Source organism: Moraxella caviae (assembly GCF_002014985.1).
Classification (GTDB): Bacteria; Pseudomonadota; Gammaproteobacteria; order Pseudomonadales; family Moraxellaceae; genus Moraxella; species Moraxella caviae.
Genome location: NZ_MUXU01000021.1, coordinates 1 through 17,844 on the forward strand (window position 1 = coordinate 1; position 17,844 = coordinate 17,844).

At 47.5% G+C, this 17,844-nt stretch carries 17 protein-coding genes; 7 read left to right on the top strand and 10 right to left on the bottom strand.

Features of this window, described 5'->3' with window-relative positions:
* Window positions 1-233 (top strand): transposase (locus tag B0181_RS02775; protein WP_143821565.1); only part of this gene is annotated, 233 nt, incomplete at its 5' end.
* A gap of 189 nt (window positions 234-422) precedes the next feature.
* Here B0181_RS02775 and B0181_RS02780 read toward each other — a convergent pair.
* The gene (locus B0181_RS02780) at window positions 423-638 is read right to left on the bottom strand and encodes a SlyX family protein (RefSeq protein ID WP_078275968.1); all 216 of its coding nucleotides are present in this window, start codon (window positions 636-638) and stop codon (window positions 423-425) included.
* Window positions 639-1,082: 444 nt separating this feature from the next.
* Between B0181_RS02780 and B0181_RS02785 the strand changes: the two genes are divergently transcribed.
* Both B0181_RS02785 and B0181_RS02790 read left to right on the top strand, forming a co-directional pair.
* The gene (locus B0181_RS02785; protein WP_078275969.1) at window positions 1,083-3,038 is read left to right on the top strand and encodes an ATP-binding cassette domain-containing protein; all 1,956 of its coding nucleotides are present in this window, start codon (window positions 1,083-1,085) and stop codon (window positions 3,036-3,038) included.
* 26 nt (window positions 3,039-3,064) lie between these two features.
* Window positions 3,065-4,147, top strand: a complete 1,083-nt coding sequence (locus B0181_RS02790) for an LpxL/LpxP family acyltransferase (RefSeq protein WP_078276023.1) — start codon at window positions 3,065-3,067, stop codon at window positions 4,145-4,147.
* 142 nt (window positions 4,148-4,289) lie between these two features.
* Here the strand turns inward: B0181_RS02790 and leuB are convergent, their stop codons facing one another.
* The 6 genes from leuB to leuA all read right to left on the bottom strand — a co-directional run bounded on the left by leuB (window position 4,290) and on the right by leuA (window position 10,426).
* Entirely contained in the window at window positions 4,290-5,360 is a 1,071-nt protein-coding gene (gene leuB / locus B0181_RS02795; RefSeq protein ID WP_078275970.1) for a 3-isopropylmalate dehydrogenase, read from the bottom strand.
* A gap of 42 nt (window positions 5,361-5,402) precedes the next feature.
* Window positions 5,403-6,053 carry a 3-isopropylmalate dehydratase small subunit gene (leuD, locus tag B0181_RS02800; RefSeq protein WP_078275971.1) on the bottom strand — a complete coding sequence of 217 codons (651 nt, stop codon included), beginning with the start codon at window positions 6,051-6,053 and terminating at the stop codon, window positions 5,403-5,405.
* A gap of 14 nt (window positions 6,054-6,067) precedes the next feature.
* Window positions 6,068-6,496: a PIN domain-containing protein gene (locus B0181_RS02805; RefSeq protein ID WP_211276064.1), complete on the bottom strand. Its 429-nt coding sequence runs from the start codon at window positions 6,494-6,496 to the stop codon at window positions 6,068-6,070.
* Entirely contained in the window at window positions 6,477-6,851 is a 375-nt protein-coding gene (locus B0181_RS02810) for a hypothetical protein (protein ID WP_078275973.1), read from the bottom strand. The genes B0181_RS02805 and B0181_RS02810 overlap by 20 nt, the downstream gene beginning before the upstream one ends.
* Before the next feature lie 82 nt (window positions 6,852-6,933).
* Entirely contained in the window at window positions 6,934-8,352 is a 1,419-nt protein-coding gene (leuC, locus tag B0181_RS02815; RefSeq protein ID WP_078275974.1) for a 3-isopropylmalate dehydratase large subunit, read from the bottom strand.
* A gap of 343 nt (window positions 8,353-8,695) precedes the next feature.
* Window positions 8,696-10,426, bottom strand: coding sequence for a 2-isopropylmalate synthase (leuA, locus tag B0181_RS02820; protein ID WP_078275975.1), 1,731 nt, complete (start codon window positions 10,424-10,426; stop codon window positions 8,696-8,698).
* A gap of 327 nt (window positions 10,427-10,753) precedes the next feature.
* Here leuA and B0181_RS02825 point away from each other — a divergent pair, with 327 nt between their 5' ends.
* The gene (locus B0181_RS02825) at window positions 10,754-11,308 is read left to right on the top strand and encodes an Lrp/AsnC family transcriptional regulator (RefSeq protein WP_078275976.1); all 555 of its coding nucleotides are present in this window, start codon (window positions 10,754-10,756) and stop codon (window positions 11,306-11,308) included.
* A 42-nt stretch (window positions 11,309-11,350) separates the two neighbouring features.
* Here B0181_RS02825 and glnE read toward each other — a convergent pair whose 3' ends face one another.
* Complete coding sequence (glnE, locus tag B0181_RS02830) at window positions 11,351-14,326, bottom strand: bifunctional [glutamate--ammonia ligase]-adenylyl-L-tyrosine phosphorylase/[glutamate--ammonia-ligase] adenylyltransferase (RefSeq protein WP_242620089.1); 2,976 nt, start codon at window positions 14,324-14,326, stop codon at window positions 11,351-11,353.
* Between the two features lie 290 nt (window positions 14,327-14,616).
* On the opposite strand from glnE, the gene tusD reads away from it, so the two are divergent.
* From tusD to B0181_RS02850, 3 genes are all read left to right on the top strand, one after another.
* Window positions 14,617-14,997, top strand: coding sequence for a sulfurtransferase complex subunit TusD (gene tusD, locus B0181_RS02840; protein ID WP_078275978.1), 381 nt, complete (start codon window positions 14,617-14,619; stop codon window positions 14,995-14,997).
* Window positions 14,998-15,045: 48 nt separating this feature from the next.
* Window positions 15,046-15,375, top strand: coding sequence for a hypothetical protein (locus B0181_RS02845; protein WP_242620090.1), 330 nt, complete (start codon window positions 15,046-15,048; stop codon window positions 15,373-15,375).
* 176 nt (window positions 15,376-15,551) lie between these two features.
* On the top strand, window positions 15,552-15,878 hold the full coding sequence (locus B0181_RS02850) for a TusE/DsrC/DsvC family sulfur relay protein (RefSeq protein ID WP_078275979.1): 327 nt from the start codon (window positions 15,552-15,554) through the stop codon (window positions 15,876-15,878).
* A 50-nt stretch (window positions 15,879-15,928) separates the two neighbouring features.
* On the opposite strand, the gene B0181_RS02855 is transcribed toward B0181_RS02850, so the two are convergent.
* Both B0181_RS02855 and hemW read right to left on the bottom strand, forming a co-directional pair.
* Window positions 15,929-16,462, bottom strand: coding sequence for a tRNA (cytidine(34)-2'-O)-methyltransferase (locus B0181_RS02855; RefSeq protein WP_078276025.1), 534 nt, complete (start codon window positions 16,460-16,462; stop codon window positions 15,929-15,931).
* A gap of 126 nt (window positions 16,463-16,588) precedes the next feature.
* Window positions 16,589-17,839 (bottom strand): radical SAM family heme chaperone HemW, encoded by a 1,251-nt coding sequence (gene hemW / locus B0181_RS02860; RefSeq protein WP_078275980.1) that lies wholly within the window; start codon window positions 17,837-17,839, stop codon window positions 16,589-16,591.
* Window positions 17,840-17,844: the final 5 nt, after the last annotated feature.

The window sequence follows — 17,844 nt, forward strand, 5'->3', positions numbered from 1 at the left end:
ATTTTAAGCATTTTAGAATAAATCACTCAAAAGAATTTGTTCACAAAAATGATGTTAAAAACCACATCAACGGAATTGAAAACTTTTGGAACCAGTCCAAACGCATTCTTAGAAAATATAATGGCATTGACAAGAAAAACTTCCATCTTTTTATCAAAGAATGCGAGTTTAGATTTAACTATGGTACACCATCACAAAAGCTAAAAACTTTAAGAAAATGGTGTGGGATTTAGGGCTAATCTAGTACAGCCCCATAAATTTTGCAAAAAATGGCGTAAATTTTCGTAAGAATCACGACACATTCACCGCCAAACGCAAAAATTCGCCTTTTGTTTTATCATAAACGTCTTTATTTACGCCTTTATTATGGGTGTTTTTAGCGTTGGTTTTTGACAATTTTAAGCCAACGTAAAAATCCGTCTTTAATAATGCGGCGGCTTATCGGCAAGCAAGTCAAACGGTGCAATGTCACTGCCGTCTTTGTTTTTTAAAAATCCGTACATCAGTTTGAGCTGGTCTTGCAAATCACCAATGGTGCGGTCTTGGCGCGCGACAATGTCATTGAGCGTGTCCACCGTATGCTCAAGGTAGGAAATTTTGGTTTGTAAATCAATGAGTTGCTCGGTAATGTCGGTCATGGTGTCAGCTTTTAATTTTGATATTGATAATTATTTGAAAAATTTGCTCGATTGAAAAACGTTTGTGGCAGCTTGTCAAATCATGATGGTTTTTTGGCAAAATCCAGTCGTCATTCAAACGCAGTTTTACAGACAAATACAAAAAGTTTGGGCAAAAGTTGCGATAAACCTTGTGATATTTGTTATAATTGGCGGAGTTGCAAGCGTATAATTTGTGTTATTGTAGCAAATTTTTGGGCAGCTTGGCGTGTTTTTGCGTGCGTTTGGCGTGTTTTTCACGGCTTAAAAAATAGTTCACTACACCGCCAAGCAAACATTTTGCCCAAAACCTTACAAAACAAAAACAGTACACCCATTGCAAGTTATTTTCACCTTTATTTATTATTCAAATTTTAGCCATTGGTCTTTGGCGCATTCGCCACAAACACTCAACACGGAACCATTATGTCGCTTATCACCTTAAAAAACATTCATTTAGCCTTTGGCGTTGCGCCGATTTTGGACGGTGTGGATTTTAGCTTGGCGGCTGGCGAACGTGTGTGCTTGATTGGGCGCAATGGCGAAGGCAAATCCACGCTGATGAAGCTGATTGCTGGCACAGCGGTGGCGGATTCTGGCGAAGTGCTGATTGCTGGCAGCACCAAAGTTGCCATGCTCGCCCAAGACGTACCCAGCGATGACGGCACGCTGCTTGATGTGGTGATGGCAGGCGGCGGCGATACTGCCGAACTTTTGCGCCAGTATTACACCCTGTCTGAGCGCTGCGGTGCTGGCGATATGGCGGCGTGCGATGACATGGCGGCGCTGCAGCATGAGATTGACGCGCGGCACGGCTGGGGCTTAGAGCGTAAAGCGCGCGCCTTGCTTGATAACATGGGCTTAGACCCTGAAGCGAAACTTGCCGAGCTGTCTGGCGGCCGTAAGCGTCGTGCGCTCTTGGCTCGTGCGCTGGTGGCCGACCCTGACGTGCTGCTTTTGGACGAACCGACCAACCATTTAGACGTAGAAAGCATTGACTGGCTGGAAAATTACCTTTTAAATCAAAATCTTAGCTTGCTATTCATCACCCACGACAGACAATTTGTGGATAATTTGGCAACGCGCATTGTGGAGCTTGACCGTGGCAAACTCTCAAGCTACGATGTCTCACAAGGCACTGGCGGCTATGCACGCTACCAAGAATTAAAAGCGCAAGAGCTTGCCGCTGAAGCCAAGGCGTTTGCCGATTTTGATAAAAAACTCGCCCAAGAAGAAGTGTGGATTCGCCAAGGCATCAAGGCACGCCGCACTCGCAACGAAGGGCGTGTGCGTGCGCTTAAGGCACTGCGTGAAGAGCGCAAGGCGCGCCGTGATGTGGTGGGCAATGTGTCGCTCACCCAGCAAGCGGCTGAAAAATCTGGGAAAATTGTCTGTGAAGTCAATCACTTGACACTAAAATACGCAGGCAAAACGCTGGTGAAAGATTTTTCTACGCTGCTGCTGCGTGGCGATAAAGTTGGCATCATTGGGCAAAATGGCGTGGGCAAGACCACCTTGATTCGCACCATTTTGGGGCTGGACGATGGCGCAAAAACGGACGGTACGGTGCGCCTTGGCACGTCCATCAATGTGGCGTTTTTTGATCAGCTCAAAGATCAGCTGGACGGTGAAAAATCGGTGGCGGATAACGTCTCTGAAGGCTCGGACTATGTGGAAGTCAATGGCCGCAAAACGCACATTTTGGGCTATTTACAAGATTTTTTATTCACGCCAAACCGCGCTCGCACGCCCATCAAGGCGCTTTCTGGCGGTGAAAAGGCGCGCGTACTTTTGGCAAGATTGCTGCTGCAGCCTGCCAACGTGCTGGTGCTGGACGAACCGACCAACGACCTTGATATGGCAACGCTTGAGCTGTTAGAAGAATATGTGGTGAATTTTGATGGCACGGTGCTACTCATCAGCCACGACCGCACCTTTATGGATAACGTGGTTACGCAAACGTGGGTGTTTGACACCGATAAAAACGGCGATGGCGTGGTGCAAGAATATGTGGGCGGCTATCAAGATTACTTGGTGCAAAAATCTCGCCAAACGCCTGCGCCCAAGCCCAAAGCTGAAAAAACCGAAAAAGCGGACAAAGCGCAAAAAGCGGACGACACCAAAAATGCCACAAACGATAAACCAAAACCTGAAAAACGCAAACTTTCTTATAAAGAACAACGTGAACTAGAAGCCTTGCCTGACGAAATCAGCGCCCTAGAAACCGAGCAAGCCGAGCTGAGTGAAGCCTTGGCGGACGGTTCGCTGTTTGTCAGTGATTTGGCGCTTGCCACCCAGCACAGCGAACGCCTAGCGCAGATTGACGAGCTGCTGCTTGAAAAGCTGGAGCGTTGGGATTGGCTAGAAAGCCAAGGGAAGTGATTTTAATTTTTACAACAAACCATCTTATGACAAAAAATTCCTGCTGCGGTGGTGATTGCGCCACCCAAAATACCCAAAATCCACACCCTGCCAATGCGCAAAAAGTGGACATCAAAGCCATGCCAGACTTGAGTGCCACGCACAAGCAAACCGAGCTTGCGGATAAAAAGCCTTTTGAATGGCGGTTTTTGCACCCACGCTTTTGGGGGATTTGGCTGGGCATGGCGCTGATTTTGCCGTTGATGTTTTTGCCGCTGCGTGCGCAATTTGCCATCGGACGACAAATCGGCAAACTTGCCTATCGCCTTGCCAAAACTCGTGTGTCGGACACGCTCACCAACTTACGCCTTGCCTTTCCTGACAAAAGCGATGATGAGCGTGTGCTGATTGCCAAGCAAGTTTTCGTCAATCAAGGCGTGGGTATTTTTGAGACGCTGTGCGCATGGTTTCGCCCCAATGTGTATAAGCGCACCTTCAGCATTTCAGGACTGCAACACCTGATTAACGCCCAAAAAGACGGTAAAGCGGTGATTTTGCTGGGCGGTCATTACACCACGCTGGACTTGGGCGGCAGACTGTGTACGCAATTTTTCGCCGCTGACTGCGTGTACCGTGTGCAAAATAATCCGCTTTTGGAGTGGTTCATTTATAACGGCAGACGGCATATTTTTGATGCGCAAATCCCCAATCGTGATATGAAAAAACTCATCACACGCATTAAAGGCGGCAAAGTGGTGTGGTACAGCCCAGATCAAGATTTTGGGCTGGAGCATGGCGTGATGGCGCCGTTTTTTGGCGTGCCTGCTGCTACCATCACCGCTCAGCGCCGCCTTGCCAAATTGGGCGATAAAACCAATCCGCCTGCCATCATCGTCATGCACCTAGAACGCCAAACGCCTGACCACATCTTAAAAGGCAAGCGTCCGCATTATCACATTCATTTATCGCCTGCGCTGGATAATTACCCCAGCGATGACGAAGTGGCGGACGCAACTCGCATCAACGCCATGTTTGAAGCGAATATTCGCCAAAACATTGCGCAGTGGATGTGGTTTCACCGCCGTTTTAAAACGCAAGCGGACGGCACACAATATTATTCTAAACGATAAGTTGGTTGAGTTTGCTTGATTATCAATGAGTGATTTAATTATCAATGAACAATAAACCACAACTTACAAACCCAATCAGCAAACCACAAAAAACCACCCGAAATTAAAATCTTGGGTGGTTTTGTTTTGGCTTATCAATAAATCAAAGCGCAGCCACGACCGCCTTGCCCATTTCGCTGCATGACACCAAAGTCGCACCATCTTGGTAAATGTCTGCCGTGCGATAACCGTCCGACAGCACTTTTTGTACCGCACGCTCAATCTGTACTGCACGCGCTTCATCGCCTAGGCTGTAGCGCACCAGCATCGCCAAAGACAAAATGGTCGCCAAAGGATTCGCCTTATTTTGCCCTGCAATGTCAGGCGCTGAACCGTGGCTTGGCTCGTACAAGCCCTTGCCCGTCTCGTTCAGGCTTGCTGATGGCAACATACCGATAGAGCCCGTCAGCATACTTGCTTGGTCGGACAAAATATCGCCAAAAATATTACCTGTGGCAATCACGTCAAACTGCTTGGGCGCACGCACCAGCTGCATGGCAGCATTATCCACATACATGTGGCTAAGCTCAACATCTGGATAATCTTTGGCAACTTCACTAAAAATCTCTTTCCAAAGCTCAGTGGCTTCCAGCACGTTTGCCTTATCCACGCTGCACAGTTTTTTACCACGTTTTTGCGCCGCTTCAAACGACACCTTGGCAATGCGGCGAATCTCACTTTCGCTATAACGCATGGTGTTAAAGCCTTCACGCTCGCCATTGTCAAGCGTGCGAATACCGCGCGGCTCACCAAAATAAATATCGCCCGTCAGCTCACGCACAATCAAAATATCAAGCCCTGCCACCACGTCTGCTTTGAGCGTAGACGCATGGGCAAGCTCATCGTACAAAATCGCAGGGCGTAAATTGGCGAACAAATTCAAATCCTTACGAATTGCCAAAAGCCCACGCTCAGGGCGCAAATGACGCTCCAAAGTATCGTACTGCGGCGAACCCACCGCCCCAAGCAATACTGCGTCTGCCTTTTGGCAAACAGCTTGGGTCTCGGCAGGATACGGCTCACCGTATTTATCATAAGCCGAGCCACCCAAATAGGCGTATTCATACGATGCGTCCAAGCCCTGCTCGATGAGCTTATCTAAAACTTTAACGGCTTCGGCAATAATCTCAGGGCCGATACCGTCCCCTTCTAGGATTGCGATGTGTTTGGTCATGTCAAATTTCCTTTTTAAAATCAAATGATTATAAATTCACCATTAAGCGTTTAACTCTTGAAATACCCAAGGTCTCGCCGCTTTTGCTTTTTCTTCAAACGCACGGATGTCGTCAGCGTTTTGTAAAGTCAAACCAATGTCGTCCAAGCCATTTAGCAGGCAGTGCTTGCGAAATGCGTCAATTTCAAAGGCGTATTCTTTACCAGTTGGTGAGATGACTTTTTGGTTTGCCAAATCAATGGTCAGCTGATAGCCTTCGTTGGCAAAGCATTCTTGGAACAATTCATCAACATCGCCTTCGGATAAAACCACAGGCAGCATGCCGTTTTTAAAGCAGTTGTTATAAAAAATATCAGCAAAACTGGGCGCAATCACCGTTCTTAGCCCAAATTCATTCAACGCCCACGGCGCGTGTTCACGGCTAGACCCACAGCCAAAATTAGCACGCGCCAGCAAAATGCTCGCCCCAGCATAGCGCTCTTGGTTTAGCACAAAATCAGGGTTTTTTGGGCGTTTACTGATGTCTTGCCCCAAATAACCTTCGTCCAAATAGCGCAATTCGTCAAACAAATTATCGCCAAAGCCTGTGCGTTTAATGGATTTTAAAAACTGCTTAGGGATAATCAAATCGGTGTCTACGTTAGCACGGTCAAGCGGCGCAACGATGCCAGTTTCGGTGGTGTAGGTTTTCATGAGAGTTCCTTGGTTTAATTTTCTTTAAAAGGGTTTAAAATACGAATGCCTTGAATGATTTGTCCGTGTGTCAAATCTTCAGAATACATGATTTTGCAATCAGCTCTAACTCCTGCGACAATCATCAAAGCATCCCACAATCTTAATTTATGATGAATGCTAACTCGGATGCCTTGTTCAATCAGCGAAACATCAGTTAATACTGTTGGTAGCTGACTAAATTTAGCAACCATGCCTTGCATATCAACAGGGTCCAGTTTTAGCTTATGAGTTGTAACGTTATAAAACTCTTGCAAAACTTGCGTAGAAATCACCAATTGATGGTTGGCTTGCAAACCTGCAATTAAGTCCAAGGCGATTTGGCGCTTTTGTGCAAAACGCCCATCAACTGTATAAACCAAAATATTAGTATCAATAAACGCCTTATCGCTCATAAAGCTCATCTCTTGTCCAGCCACGCTCATCTAATGGCAAATCAGCCGCAATTGATTTTGATGCCTTATCGCTCATTTTCATGATGGCGTTTAGCCAATCTTCATCGGTCCTATCTTCGCTGACAGACAAATAATCCAGTGAATTATATACATCAATGTCTTTTTGTAGCAACAAATCACTAGGAGAATCTTGGGTGCTTTGTGACAGTTCGTCAGAATTTTCACCATTTGTCCAGCGGGCAAATGACGGCATGACATTTAATGAATTCTCCAAAACTTTAACATCATTTTTAGGCAAACTTACCAAAAAATTGATAAGTTTTGCCAAGTGATTTTCATGGATAGATAATGTGATGGTTTGCATAATTTATCCTTTGTGTCAAAAAACGACCATAAGCCGCAAAATTCACCAGTCAGTCAAGCAGCCAACAATCTAAGACTGCAAATCAAAACGTCCGTACGTCCACAAATCGCCCTGCAATCGCTGCCGCTGCTGCCATCGCTGGCGACACAAGGTGTGTGCGTCCGCCATTGCCTTGGCGACCTTCAAAGTTGCGGTTTGACGTACTGGCACAATGCTCGCCTGCTTGCAGTTTATCGGCATTCATCGCAAGACACATTGAGCAGCCCGGCTCACGCCATTCAAAGCCTGCGTCCGTGAAAATTTTATCAAGCCCTTCATCTTCGGCTTGCTTTTTCACCAGTCCAGAGCCTGCCACTACCATCGCTTGCTTGATGCTATTCGCCACTTTTTTACCCTTGACCACGTCTGCCGCCGCACGAATGTCTTCAATGCGTGAGTTGGTGCAAGAGCCGATAAACACACGGTCAAGCACGATGTCAGAAAGCGCCTGCCCTGCTGTCAGCCCCATGTATTCATAAGCGCGCGTCCAGTCATTTTTTTGTACGTCGTCTTTTGCCATGTCAAGCGTTGGTACATTTTGGCTGATACCCACCACCATTTCAGGCGACGTTCCCCACGACACTTGCGGCTCAATCTCTTCGCCTTGCAAGACCACCACGGTGTCAAACTTAGCATCGTCATCAGAGCGCAAAGTGTTCCAATACGCCACTGCACGCTCCCAGTTCTCGCCAGTTGGTGCATAAGGGCGACCCTTGACATATTCAATGGTCTTATCGTCTACCGCCACAAGACCAACGCGCGCACCGCCTTCAATCGCCATGTTGCACACCGTCATGCGCCCTTCAATAGACATATCACGGAATACTTGCCCGCCAAATTCAATGGCATAACCCGTGCCACCTGCCGTGCCAATTTTACCGATGATGGCAAGCACCACATCTTTTGGTGTTACGCCTTTGCCAAGTTTACCGTCCACACGCACCAGCATATTTTTCATTTTCTTGGCAACCAAACACTGCGTGGCAAGCACATGCTCCACTTCAGACGTGCCAATGCCATGCGCCAGACAGCCAAGCGCACCATGCGTTGCCGTATGACTGTCGCCGCACACCACCGTCATACCCGGCAAAGTCAAGCCTTGCTCAGGGCCAACGACGTGAACAATGCCTTGGCGAATATCGTTAATGCCAAACTTGGCGATATTAAAGGTGTTGCAGTTGTCATCAAGCGTCTGCACCTGAATGCGAGACGTGTTATCACTGATACCGCTGATGCCTTGCGAGCGTTCGGCTGTCGATGTAGGAACGTTATGGTCAGGCGTGGCGATGTTTGCCGACAAACGCCAAGGCTTGCGGTTCGCCAGCGTCAAGCCTTCAAACGCCTGCGGACTGGTTACTTCGTGCAAAAGCTGACGGTCAATATAAATCAGCGCCGAACCGTCATCACGCTGCTTAACCAAATGATCGTCCCAAAGTTTGTCATAAAGGGTTTTGCCTGCCATTTTATGCTCCAAAGTTAAATTTTTAGTCAAATTTTAATGCTTTTCATCTCAAACGCTGCTTGATGTGCGCCAATCAATCATCGCACCACTGGCTTAGTGTTGAGTTTATATTTCAATATTGATGATTGCCAGTATACCACAGCTTGCCCAAAAAACTGATGGAAATCTTTTTATACAAAACATTCCAAAATGTTTTATAAAATTTATTAAGACAAACTATTTATTATAAAATCAACTGCGATTTTTGTCTTTATTTTGGCTACTCACCGCACAATCTCATCGCAACTTCAAACCCTAAAGAAAACACCCCAATCGGGGCATTTTCTTATTTGGTTTATGACAATCACCACGCCTGCGACAATGCCGACAGCGCGCCTTTTAGCATGGCGGACACCGTACTGCTGCAAGTGCCAATGCCTGAGTAAATCTGCCCGTCCACCGCAAGCTGCACATACGCCGCTGCCGCCGTGTGCGTCTGATCGCCCAACGAATCGTCCAGCGTGGATTCAGTGGCTTTGACGTTGATGGCATGTTCGGCATAATTGGTAACGTGAATTTGCTTGCCTGTGGCTTTCACCAAACCATCAATGAATGCCGATAGCGCACCGTTGCCTTGTCCGATGACTTCAATCACTTTATTTGGTGCAGCCACTTGTCCTTGGAAGCTGACATCGCCGCCTTTATTGCTGATGTTATAATCGCTTAGGCGGAAAGTGTCTTGCGCCAAATAGGTCTTGGTGAAAATCTCCAAAAGCTCGTCCGTTTTTAGCTCGCGCGCCAACGTCTCGGCTTCATTTTGTACCACACGCGCAAAGTCAATCTGCGTCCAACGTGGCAAATCAAAGCCATAATGACGCTGCAAGATGTACGCCGCGCCGCCTTTACCAGACTGACTGTTAATGCGCACCACGTCTTGATAGCCGCGGCCGATGTGCATTGGGTCAATCGGCAAATACGCCACGTCCCAATGATTTTCGGTCTCGCTGTGTTTTTCATTATAATCCAGCGACTTTTTAATCGCATCTTGGTGCGAACCACTAAAGGCGGTGAACACCAGCTCGCCCACATAAGGGTGGCGTGGGTGTACAGGCAGATTATTGCACTCAGTTACCACCTGCACAATCTCGCTCACCTGCGAAAAATCCAATTCAGGATCAACGCCTTGGGTGTACATATTCATCGCCATGGTCAAAATATCCATATTGCCCGTGCGCTCGCCATTACCCAAAAGCGTACCTTCAATGCGGTCAGCCCCTGCCATCAAGCCAAGCTCGCTTGCCGCTACGCCACAGCCACGGTCATTATGCGTGTGCAAGCTCACCAGCACATCTTTACGGCAAGACAAATTGCGGCAAAAATACTCCACTTGGTCGGCATAGATGTTTGGCGTGCTGGCTTCCACCGTGGCTGGCAAGTTCAAAATCACCTTTTGCCCTTTGGCAGGCTGCCACACTTCACACACCGCTTCGCACACTTCTACGGCAAACTCAGGCTCAGTTTGGCTAAAACTTTCTGGCGAATACTGGAAAATCCACTCAGTGTCTGGATATTCTTTGGCAATATCACGCAGCAAAGTCGCGCCCTGAACCGCAATCGCCTTAATGCCTTCTTTGTCAAGCTGATACACCTTATCACGCTGCACTTTTGACGTAGAATTGTACACATGCACGATGGCACGTTTGGCGCCTTGAAGGCTTTCAAAGGTGCGCTTAATCAAATGCTCACGCGCTTGCACCAAAACTTGCAAAGTTACATCATCAGGCACATGCCCTTCTTCAATCAAGCGACGTGTAAAATCAAATTCCACTTGTGCAGCAGACGGAAAACCAATCTCAATTTCCTTAAAACCTACGTCCACTAGCAACTTAAAAAAGCGCAATTTTTGCTCGATGTTCATTGGGTCAATCAAGGCTTGGTTGCCATCTCGCAAATCCACGCTCGCCCAAATTGGCGCTTTGGTGATGGTTTTGTCTGGCCAAGTGCGGTCGGTAAGTTTTGGCGCAAAGGCGAAAGGACGATATTTGGTAAAATCAAATGCAGGATTTTTTGGGGTGATTTTAGGGGTTGCGCTCATAACTTTCTCCAAAACGCCAACAGGCGATGATTTTCTTGTGATTTTTAACTAAAACGAACTTTAAAATGCTTGATGGTTTGGCAAATGTTTGCAGTCATTGTTTTAAAAGCACCGCTTTAACATTACAACTTATAATAACGCCAAATACCAATTTTTATGCTTAATTTATGCCAACTATAATAACAAAAACTTTGAGTGGTTTTTTACTTATTTTTGGTAAATTTTCATCAAAAATATCATATTTTCACCAAAAATTTGTGATTTTATAGTAAAATTCACTCAAAACACCAACTTTTTAAAAATACCGACTTTACTTGGCAGCACTTTATGAGTTTTAATGCAAATTTATCCGCCAGCGTCATTGGCAATCACCACACAAGCTCAACTAAGCAATCCGCTCAAGATAGCCAAAATCAGCGTCAAGCCATAAGCCTAGATCACACCGACCGCGCCATCTTGCGCCTACTGTCCGCCAATGCACGCCTAAGCGTAGCAGAAATCAGCGAAGCGGTGCATTTATCTGCCACGCCTACCGTGCGCCGCATTAAGCGCCTAGAAGACGCAGGCATCATCACAGGCTATCACGCCCACACCGCGCCAGCAGGGCTTGGCTACACGCTGTCAGTCTTTGTGGCGGTGAGTATGGATCGCCACACTGCCGAGCGTTTTAGCGAATTTGAACGGCAAATTGCCGAATTTGACGAAGTGGTCAGCTGCAGCGTGGTTACAGGCCGCTCAGAAGATTATTTGCTAAAAGTTGTGGTCAAAGACATGCGCCATTACGAAGAGTTTTTACTCAGCCGTCTAAGTAAAATTGATGGCGTGGCGCAGCTACACACCAGCTTTGAGCTAAGAGAAGTGTTTAATCGCTCGGCTGTTTAGGTTGTTATTCGTTGTGCATTGATTTGCGTGTTGATTGGCTGATCAACTTACGCCATCACCCAGTACGTCCGTCCACACACCACGCACAAACTCACGCAAATTTTGCCACGCTTCATCGTCCACCACCACTTGTTTTTCGGACAATGCCAGCTCGTGTGTGGCTTTGCGCAAATCCAAATACGCATTGGTCAAGGCTTCACAGCGCGCCTGTTGCCACAGCCCTGCTTTCGCCACTTCTTCAAAAATGCGCACATTATCAGGCCAAATCGCCAAATTTGGATAAGCGTGCGCATAGCTTAGCACCATAAACTGCGCCAAAAACTCAATATCCACCAAGCCACCAAAATCTTGCTTGATGTGAAATTGGTGCGTTTCTTTGTCGGCGCTGTCTTTTGTGCCTAAATGCGTCTGCATTTTGCGGCGCATCTCGATGACATCGCTGCGCACCTGCGACTCGTCTCTTGGCTTAGTCAAAACGGCTTGGCGAATGCGGTCAAACTCCGCCAGCACCGCCTGATCGCCACAAATCCCACGAGAGCGCACCAATGCCTGATGTTCCCACGCCCATGCTTTGTCGTTTTGGTACATCTCAAAAGCGTGCGTTGATACCACCATCACGCCTGCATTGCCCGATGGACGCAGGCGCATATCCAGCTCATACACTCGCCCATCACGGGTTTGCGTGCTTAGGTAAGTCAAGATTTTTTGTACCAAACGCGCGGCAAATTTCATGCCGCTGACAGGTTTTGCGCCATCGGTTTCGGCTTGCTCGTCAATTTGGTGCAAAAACACCACGTCCAAATCAGACGAATACGACATTTCAAGTCCGCCCAATTTGCCATAACCGACAATCGCAAAGCCCATATTTTGCGCACTGGCACGCTCGCCAGACTGTAGGCGCACAAAGCCGTGCTTGGCAGACAGCTCGTCAAAAGCACGCACCAAAGCCGACTGCAGCACCACCGCAGCGATGAAAGTTAGGCTGTCCGACACTTTCATGATGTGGCGAATGCCTAAAATATCCGCCGTTGCCACCGCCAAAACTTGCGATTTTTTAAACAAACGAATGGCAGCAAGATAACTTTCATCATCAAACGCTTCCACACGCAGCAAACTTTGGCGCAAAATGTCGGTCAATTCCGCCTTGTCTGGCAAATGCAAATAACGCTTTTGTAAGAAATTATCCAAAAGCATTGGATAGTGCGCAAGCTCTTTGGCAATCCAAGGACTTGCCGACAGCATAGGAATTAAGCCCACCGTAGCGTTCGGGTTTTCAGCAATCATCACCAAATAAATAGAACGGCGACAAATCGCTTCAAGCAGCGCAATCAAGCGCGGCACTGCCAAATCCGCACGCGCGCTGCCGTCTTGCTTGGCGTGCTCTAAAAGTGCGTGTAAAATGATGGGATACGCTGCTTCTAGGCGAGATTTGGCTTCGCTTTCAAGCCCTTTGACGAGCTTAGATTGCCAAAATTCTTGTAAATTATCTAGGCTGTTTTGGCTAAGCAGCGTCTTAAGCTCAGCTTGGGTTTGCGCCATATCCACGCCTGCTTGCGCTGGGCTTTGGCGGTCAGTAACCATGCGCTCAAACGGCAGGCAAACGTTTTGGCGATGCATGGCAAGCGTCTGACGAAACTGCGCCACATCGTCAAAGCCAAGCGTTTTAGCGATGGCGAAAAGCTCATTTTCATCTTGGGGCAATCTTTGGGTTTGTTGGTCGTGGCGTGCTTGAATGGCGTGCTCTAGCCGCCTTAAAAACCGATACGCCGCCGCAAGATTGTCGCTTTCGTCCTTATCCAAATAGCCAAGTTTGGCAAGCTCTGCCATGCCGTCCAAGCAAGCACGCTTCTCGCCAAGCGTGATGTGATGTCCGCCATAAATCAGCGCAAATGCCTGCACGATAAACTCAATATCACGGATGCCGCCCACGCCAAGTTTGACGTTATCCAAATCCTGACGCTGCGCCTGCTGGCTCATAATCATAGATTTCATTTCTCTAAGCGCCCCAAATGCGCTGTAATCAATGTAATATCTATGAACAAAGTTTTTAGTAATATTTGATAAATTATCCGAAAAAGGCGCAGGCACGGCATTCACCACACGCGCTTTTAGCCACGCAAAACGCTCCCAAGTGCGCCCATGCTGATTAAAATATTTCTCCAGTGCCTTAATCGTCATCACCAAAGGCGAGCCATCACCCCACGGACGCAGGCGCATATCCACACGAAACACAAAACCATCAGCGGTTACATCGTCCAAAAGTTTGATGATGCCACGTCCCAAATTCAGCATAAACTTTTGATTATCCACGCTTTTTTTGCCAATGTGCGAAATGTCGGTTTCGCCATCGCCACGGTGGATAAAAACCAAATCAATGTCGCTGGACAAATTAAGCTCCATCGCCCCAAGTTTGCCCATGGCAATCACCGCAAGCGCGTCAGGCTCACGCTTGCCATCACGCACTATCATTGGCACGCCAAAACGCTGCGCCAAACGCGCAAAAGTTACACGGTGCGCCAAACGAATGCAGCTATTGGCAAAGGCGGACAGCTCAAAGGTCAGCGCTTCAAGGCTAATCACGCCCAATGCGTCTTGCCAAATCCATTTGAGCATCAGCATGGCACGCAATTTACGCAAACCCTTCATAATAACTGCTTCATCAGCCGCTATGCCTGCCGTCAAATCAGTCAAATCATCGCTTGCCCAATCACCGCTCAAATCCGCTGCCAGCGCATTTAAAGTGTGCGCATTTTCATGGGTATTTTTTGCACGGCTGTCTTTGATGTTTTGAGCGATTGCCATCAGAGCAGGCATATCATCAAGCACCGCTGCGCCAGAATATGCCGAGCGTGCCACCAACGCATCAAACTGCACTTCATCAAGCGTGCGCTCAAAACCAAAACACGCCAAAAACCCGTCCGCCATGCCTTGGTGCTTGGCGTAAATCTGCGCAGCAAACGGACTGGCAAGCTGCAAAACCTGCAATTCGTGCGCACTTGGCGTAAAAGCTGTAGTCATAGCAATCCTTAATCCTTGGTTTGGGCTTAGTTGATGAAGCGATTGACGGTTTATGAAGTGTTTTTAATGCCGTTTTTGTCAATTTTTGTGAAAATTTTTCACGAAAAATTCACCCGCCAATCCCATCAATTTTACCACAATTTACACCGCTGCGTTTGCCAAATTCGCACACTTAACCCTGTATTTTTGGCGCATTTTCGGTATAATGTATAAAATTTCCCAGTTTTACCAATTTTTATCAAGCACAGCTCAAAATCCCCATCAAAAACAACGCATTTTAAGCACATACCATGTCCACATTATTACTCATCAGCGCACCGCCGCACAGCCGAAAAGCAGCACAAGCCATTGATTTTGCGAAAGAAAAATTAGCCAAGCATGAGAAAATCTTAGTATTTTTTTATGGCGATGGCGCATACACCGCAAACCGCCTGCAATGGCAAACCGCTGACGTGCCAAGCATTACAGACGCTTGGGCAGCACTTGCGCGCGAATATTCTTTGGAGTTGCCTGTGTGCGTCAGCACCGCTTTGGCGCGCGGCATCACCGACAGCGATAACGCCGCACGCCACGGTCTTGATGGTGAAAACTTGCGCACGCCTTTTCGCTTGGCGGGGCTGTCTGAGCTTGCCATGCAGCTGGATATGTGCGATGACGTAGTTCAATTTTAAAATTGCACAAACCATCAAGCCAACACACCCACAAGAGAAAATTCTTCTATGAAATTATTAGTAAAACTAAACAATGACAGCGAATTGATTGGTTATGAAACGCTGGCTTTGGCGTTCACTTTGGCAAGTTTTGATCACGAAGTTCAGCTGTATTTTACAGGCGATACGCTTGCCACGCTCCAAGATTCGCACAGCCGCTTATGCGGCATGGTGCAGTCTTTGGATTTGTACGATTTGCCAAAAGCATGGGCAGATTTTAGTGATGAAGCGCTTGCCACACTAGATACCGCGGTGCAAGAAGCACTCAATAAAGACTTTGATAGAAATGCAATCACCGACAAGCAAGCGGCAGATTTTGATGGCGTGCTGAGTTTTTGATGCTAAGGTTTTAATATTGGGGATTTTGATATTAGGATTTTGATATTAGGTTTAATAGTAAAGTTTGCTAAATTTTAACAAAGGCAAGCAATTTCTTCAAGTCAAACTTTTGCCAAGCCAAGCGTTTTTTAAAGACAAAATACTCGGACAATTATTAAGAAAAACTAATTAAAAATATGAACGATACAAGCCTACCCGAACTTGACCAAGACGGACATCTGTGCGATCACACTTTATGGACGCCAGCCATCGCCCAGACGCTTGCTGATACGCTGGACGTACAGCTTGAAGCGGTGCATTATCGTGTGCTAAAAGCGGTGCGTGCGTTTTTTGAGCAGTATCATCACAGCCCAAGCACACGCCCTTTGATTAAGCATTTGGCGCAAACTTTGCCAGATGATGAGATTAATAACGCCAAATTACAGCAGCTTTTTAATACTGGCTTGGTTGCTCGCCATGTGAACCGCTTGGCTGGACTGCCCAAGCCGCCAAATTGCCTATGACTTTTGGTTGTGCCTTTTGGTTGTGCGCTGTTAGTCTGCTTGTCAAATTACTATTCATCTGGACGACTGGACAAGCGATGATAGCCCACGCTTTCGCCCACATCGCCTTCAAAGCCAAACTGCCGCCACACTTCGTACAGACAAATGGACGCTGAATTGGCAAGATTTAGACTGCGTGATTGCGGCAACATCGGCAAACGCAGCCAGTTTTGCTCGCCAATGTCGTCTCGCACATCGCTTGGCAAGCCGTCCGTCTCCGAACCAAAAACCAAAGCCACGTCTCCACCAGCAGCTTGCTTGACAAAATCATACTCATAAAATGGACGGCTAAACTTAGTCGTCATTGCCGCCACGACCGCCACACCAAGCTCGCCCAATGCCGCACGGCACGCCTGCCAATCGTCATGCACTTGCAAATCGGCATATTCATGATAATCAAGCCCAGCACGCTTTAGCTTGGTGTCATCAAGCTCAAATCCCAGCGGTCGCACCAAATGCAAACGCGCACCCGTATTGGCGCACAGGCGGATAATACTGCCTGTGTTATTAGGAATTTTTGGCGAAAAAAGCACGATATGAATCACATTCACCCCGATTATAAATTTTGATTTTTATGGCGGTACGGCATTTGGTGTGGCGTTTTGGTGTGGCATTTTTGGGTCAAATTAACTTGGCAAAACCGCTCAATTTTATCACCAATCAGCACACTTTTAAGGCAAAAACGCACTGACCAAATGATTGACGAAACGAAAGCCCATCGGCGTTGGGCAAAGGCGTGTGGGGTCATGCACCATAAAACCTTGGTGCTGTAGCGGCAAAAGCTCGTTATCAATACTGCTCACAAAAAGCCCTGTGCGCTCTTCAAACAGCTGCGTACTCACGCCATGCTTAAGTCTAAGCGCATTCATCATAAATTCAAAAGGCAGCTGAGCTTCGTCAATCGCGGCAAATTGCACCATTTTTGGCGCAGCGTGGGCGATGTTTTCATGCAAAACACCAATCTTGTCCTGCTGTGAATTTGGCGATACGTCCGTAAAATTTACATAATCTTTTGGCAAGCGTGATTTATAAAAACGGTAAATGCCATCTGCGTGCTGAGCGTGGTTTTTTAGGGTGATTTTACCGTGCGCGCCTGCGCCAATCGCCAAATAATCGCCAAATTGCCAATAATTGACGTTGTGCGCACAAGGTTTGTCATTGCTACTCACCCAAGCGGATACTTCATAATCATCAAAACCATGCTCATACAGGCAAGCACGCCCTGCCGTTTCAATGGCTTCAAGCGTGCTTTCGTCTGGTAAATCTGGCGGCTTACGATAAAAGGCGGTGTTTGGCTCAATCGTCAGCTGATACCAAGATAAGTGCGTTGCGCCTGCGTCAATGGCAGTTTTGATGTCATGCACTGCAAGCTCTGGCGTCTGCGCTGGCAAGCCGTGCATTAAATCTACATTGACACGCTTAAATCCTGCTGCACGCGCCGCTTTGATGGCGGTGAGTGCGTTATCAGGCGAATGAATCCGCCCCAAAGCGTGCAAGGCTTTCTCATCAAAACTTTGCACACCCAAAGACAAGCGATTGATACCCATCGCCAAATACTCGGCAAATGGCACATGCTCAAGCGTGCCGGGATTGGCTTCCAGTGTGATTTCACAATCGGGCGTAAACGCAAACAGCGCACGCAAACCATCAAGCAGCCTTGCCATCTGCGCCGTTGGCAATAAAGATGGCGTACCACCACCAAAAAACACCGAACTGATGGCACGATTTGTCGCCAAATCCTGCTGGGATTGTGCGTCTTTTAGCAGTGCGTCCACATACTGCGCAAACATCTCGTCCACACCATCGCTTGCCAAGGCGTGCGAATTAAAATCACAATACGGGCATTTTTTCACACACCAAGGCACATGAATATAAAGCGCCAGCGGAATGTTGGCAGGGTCAAGCGCAAGCACTGGCTGCATTAGGC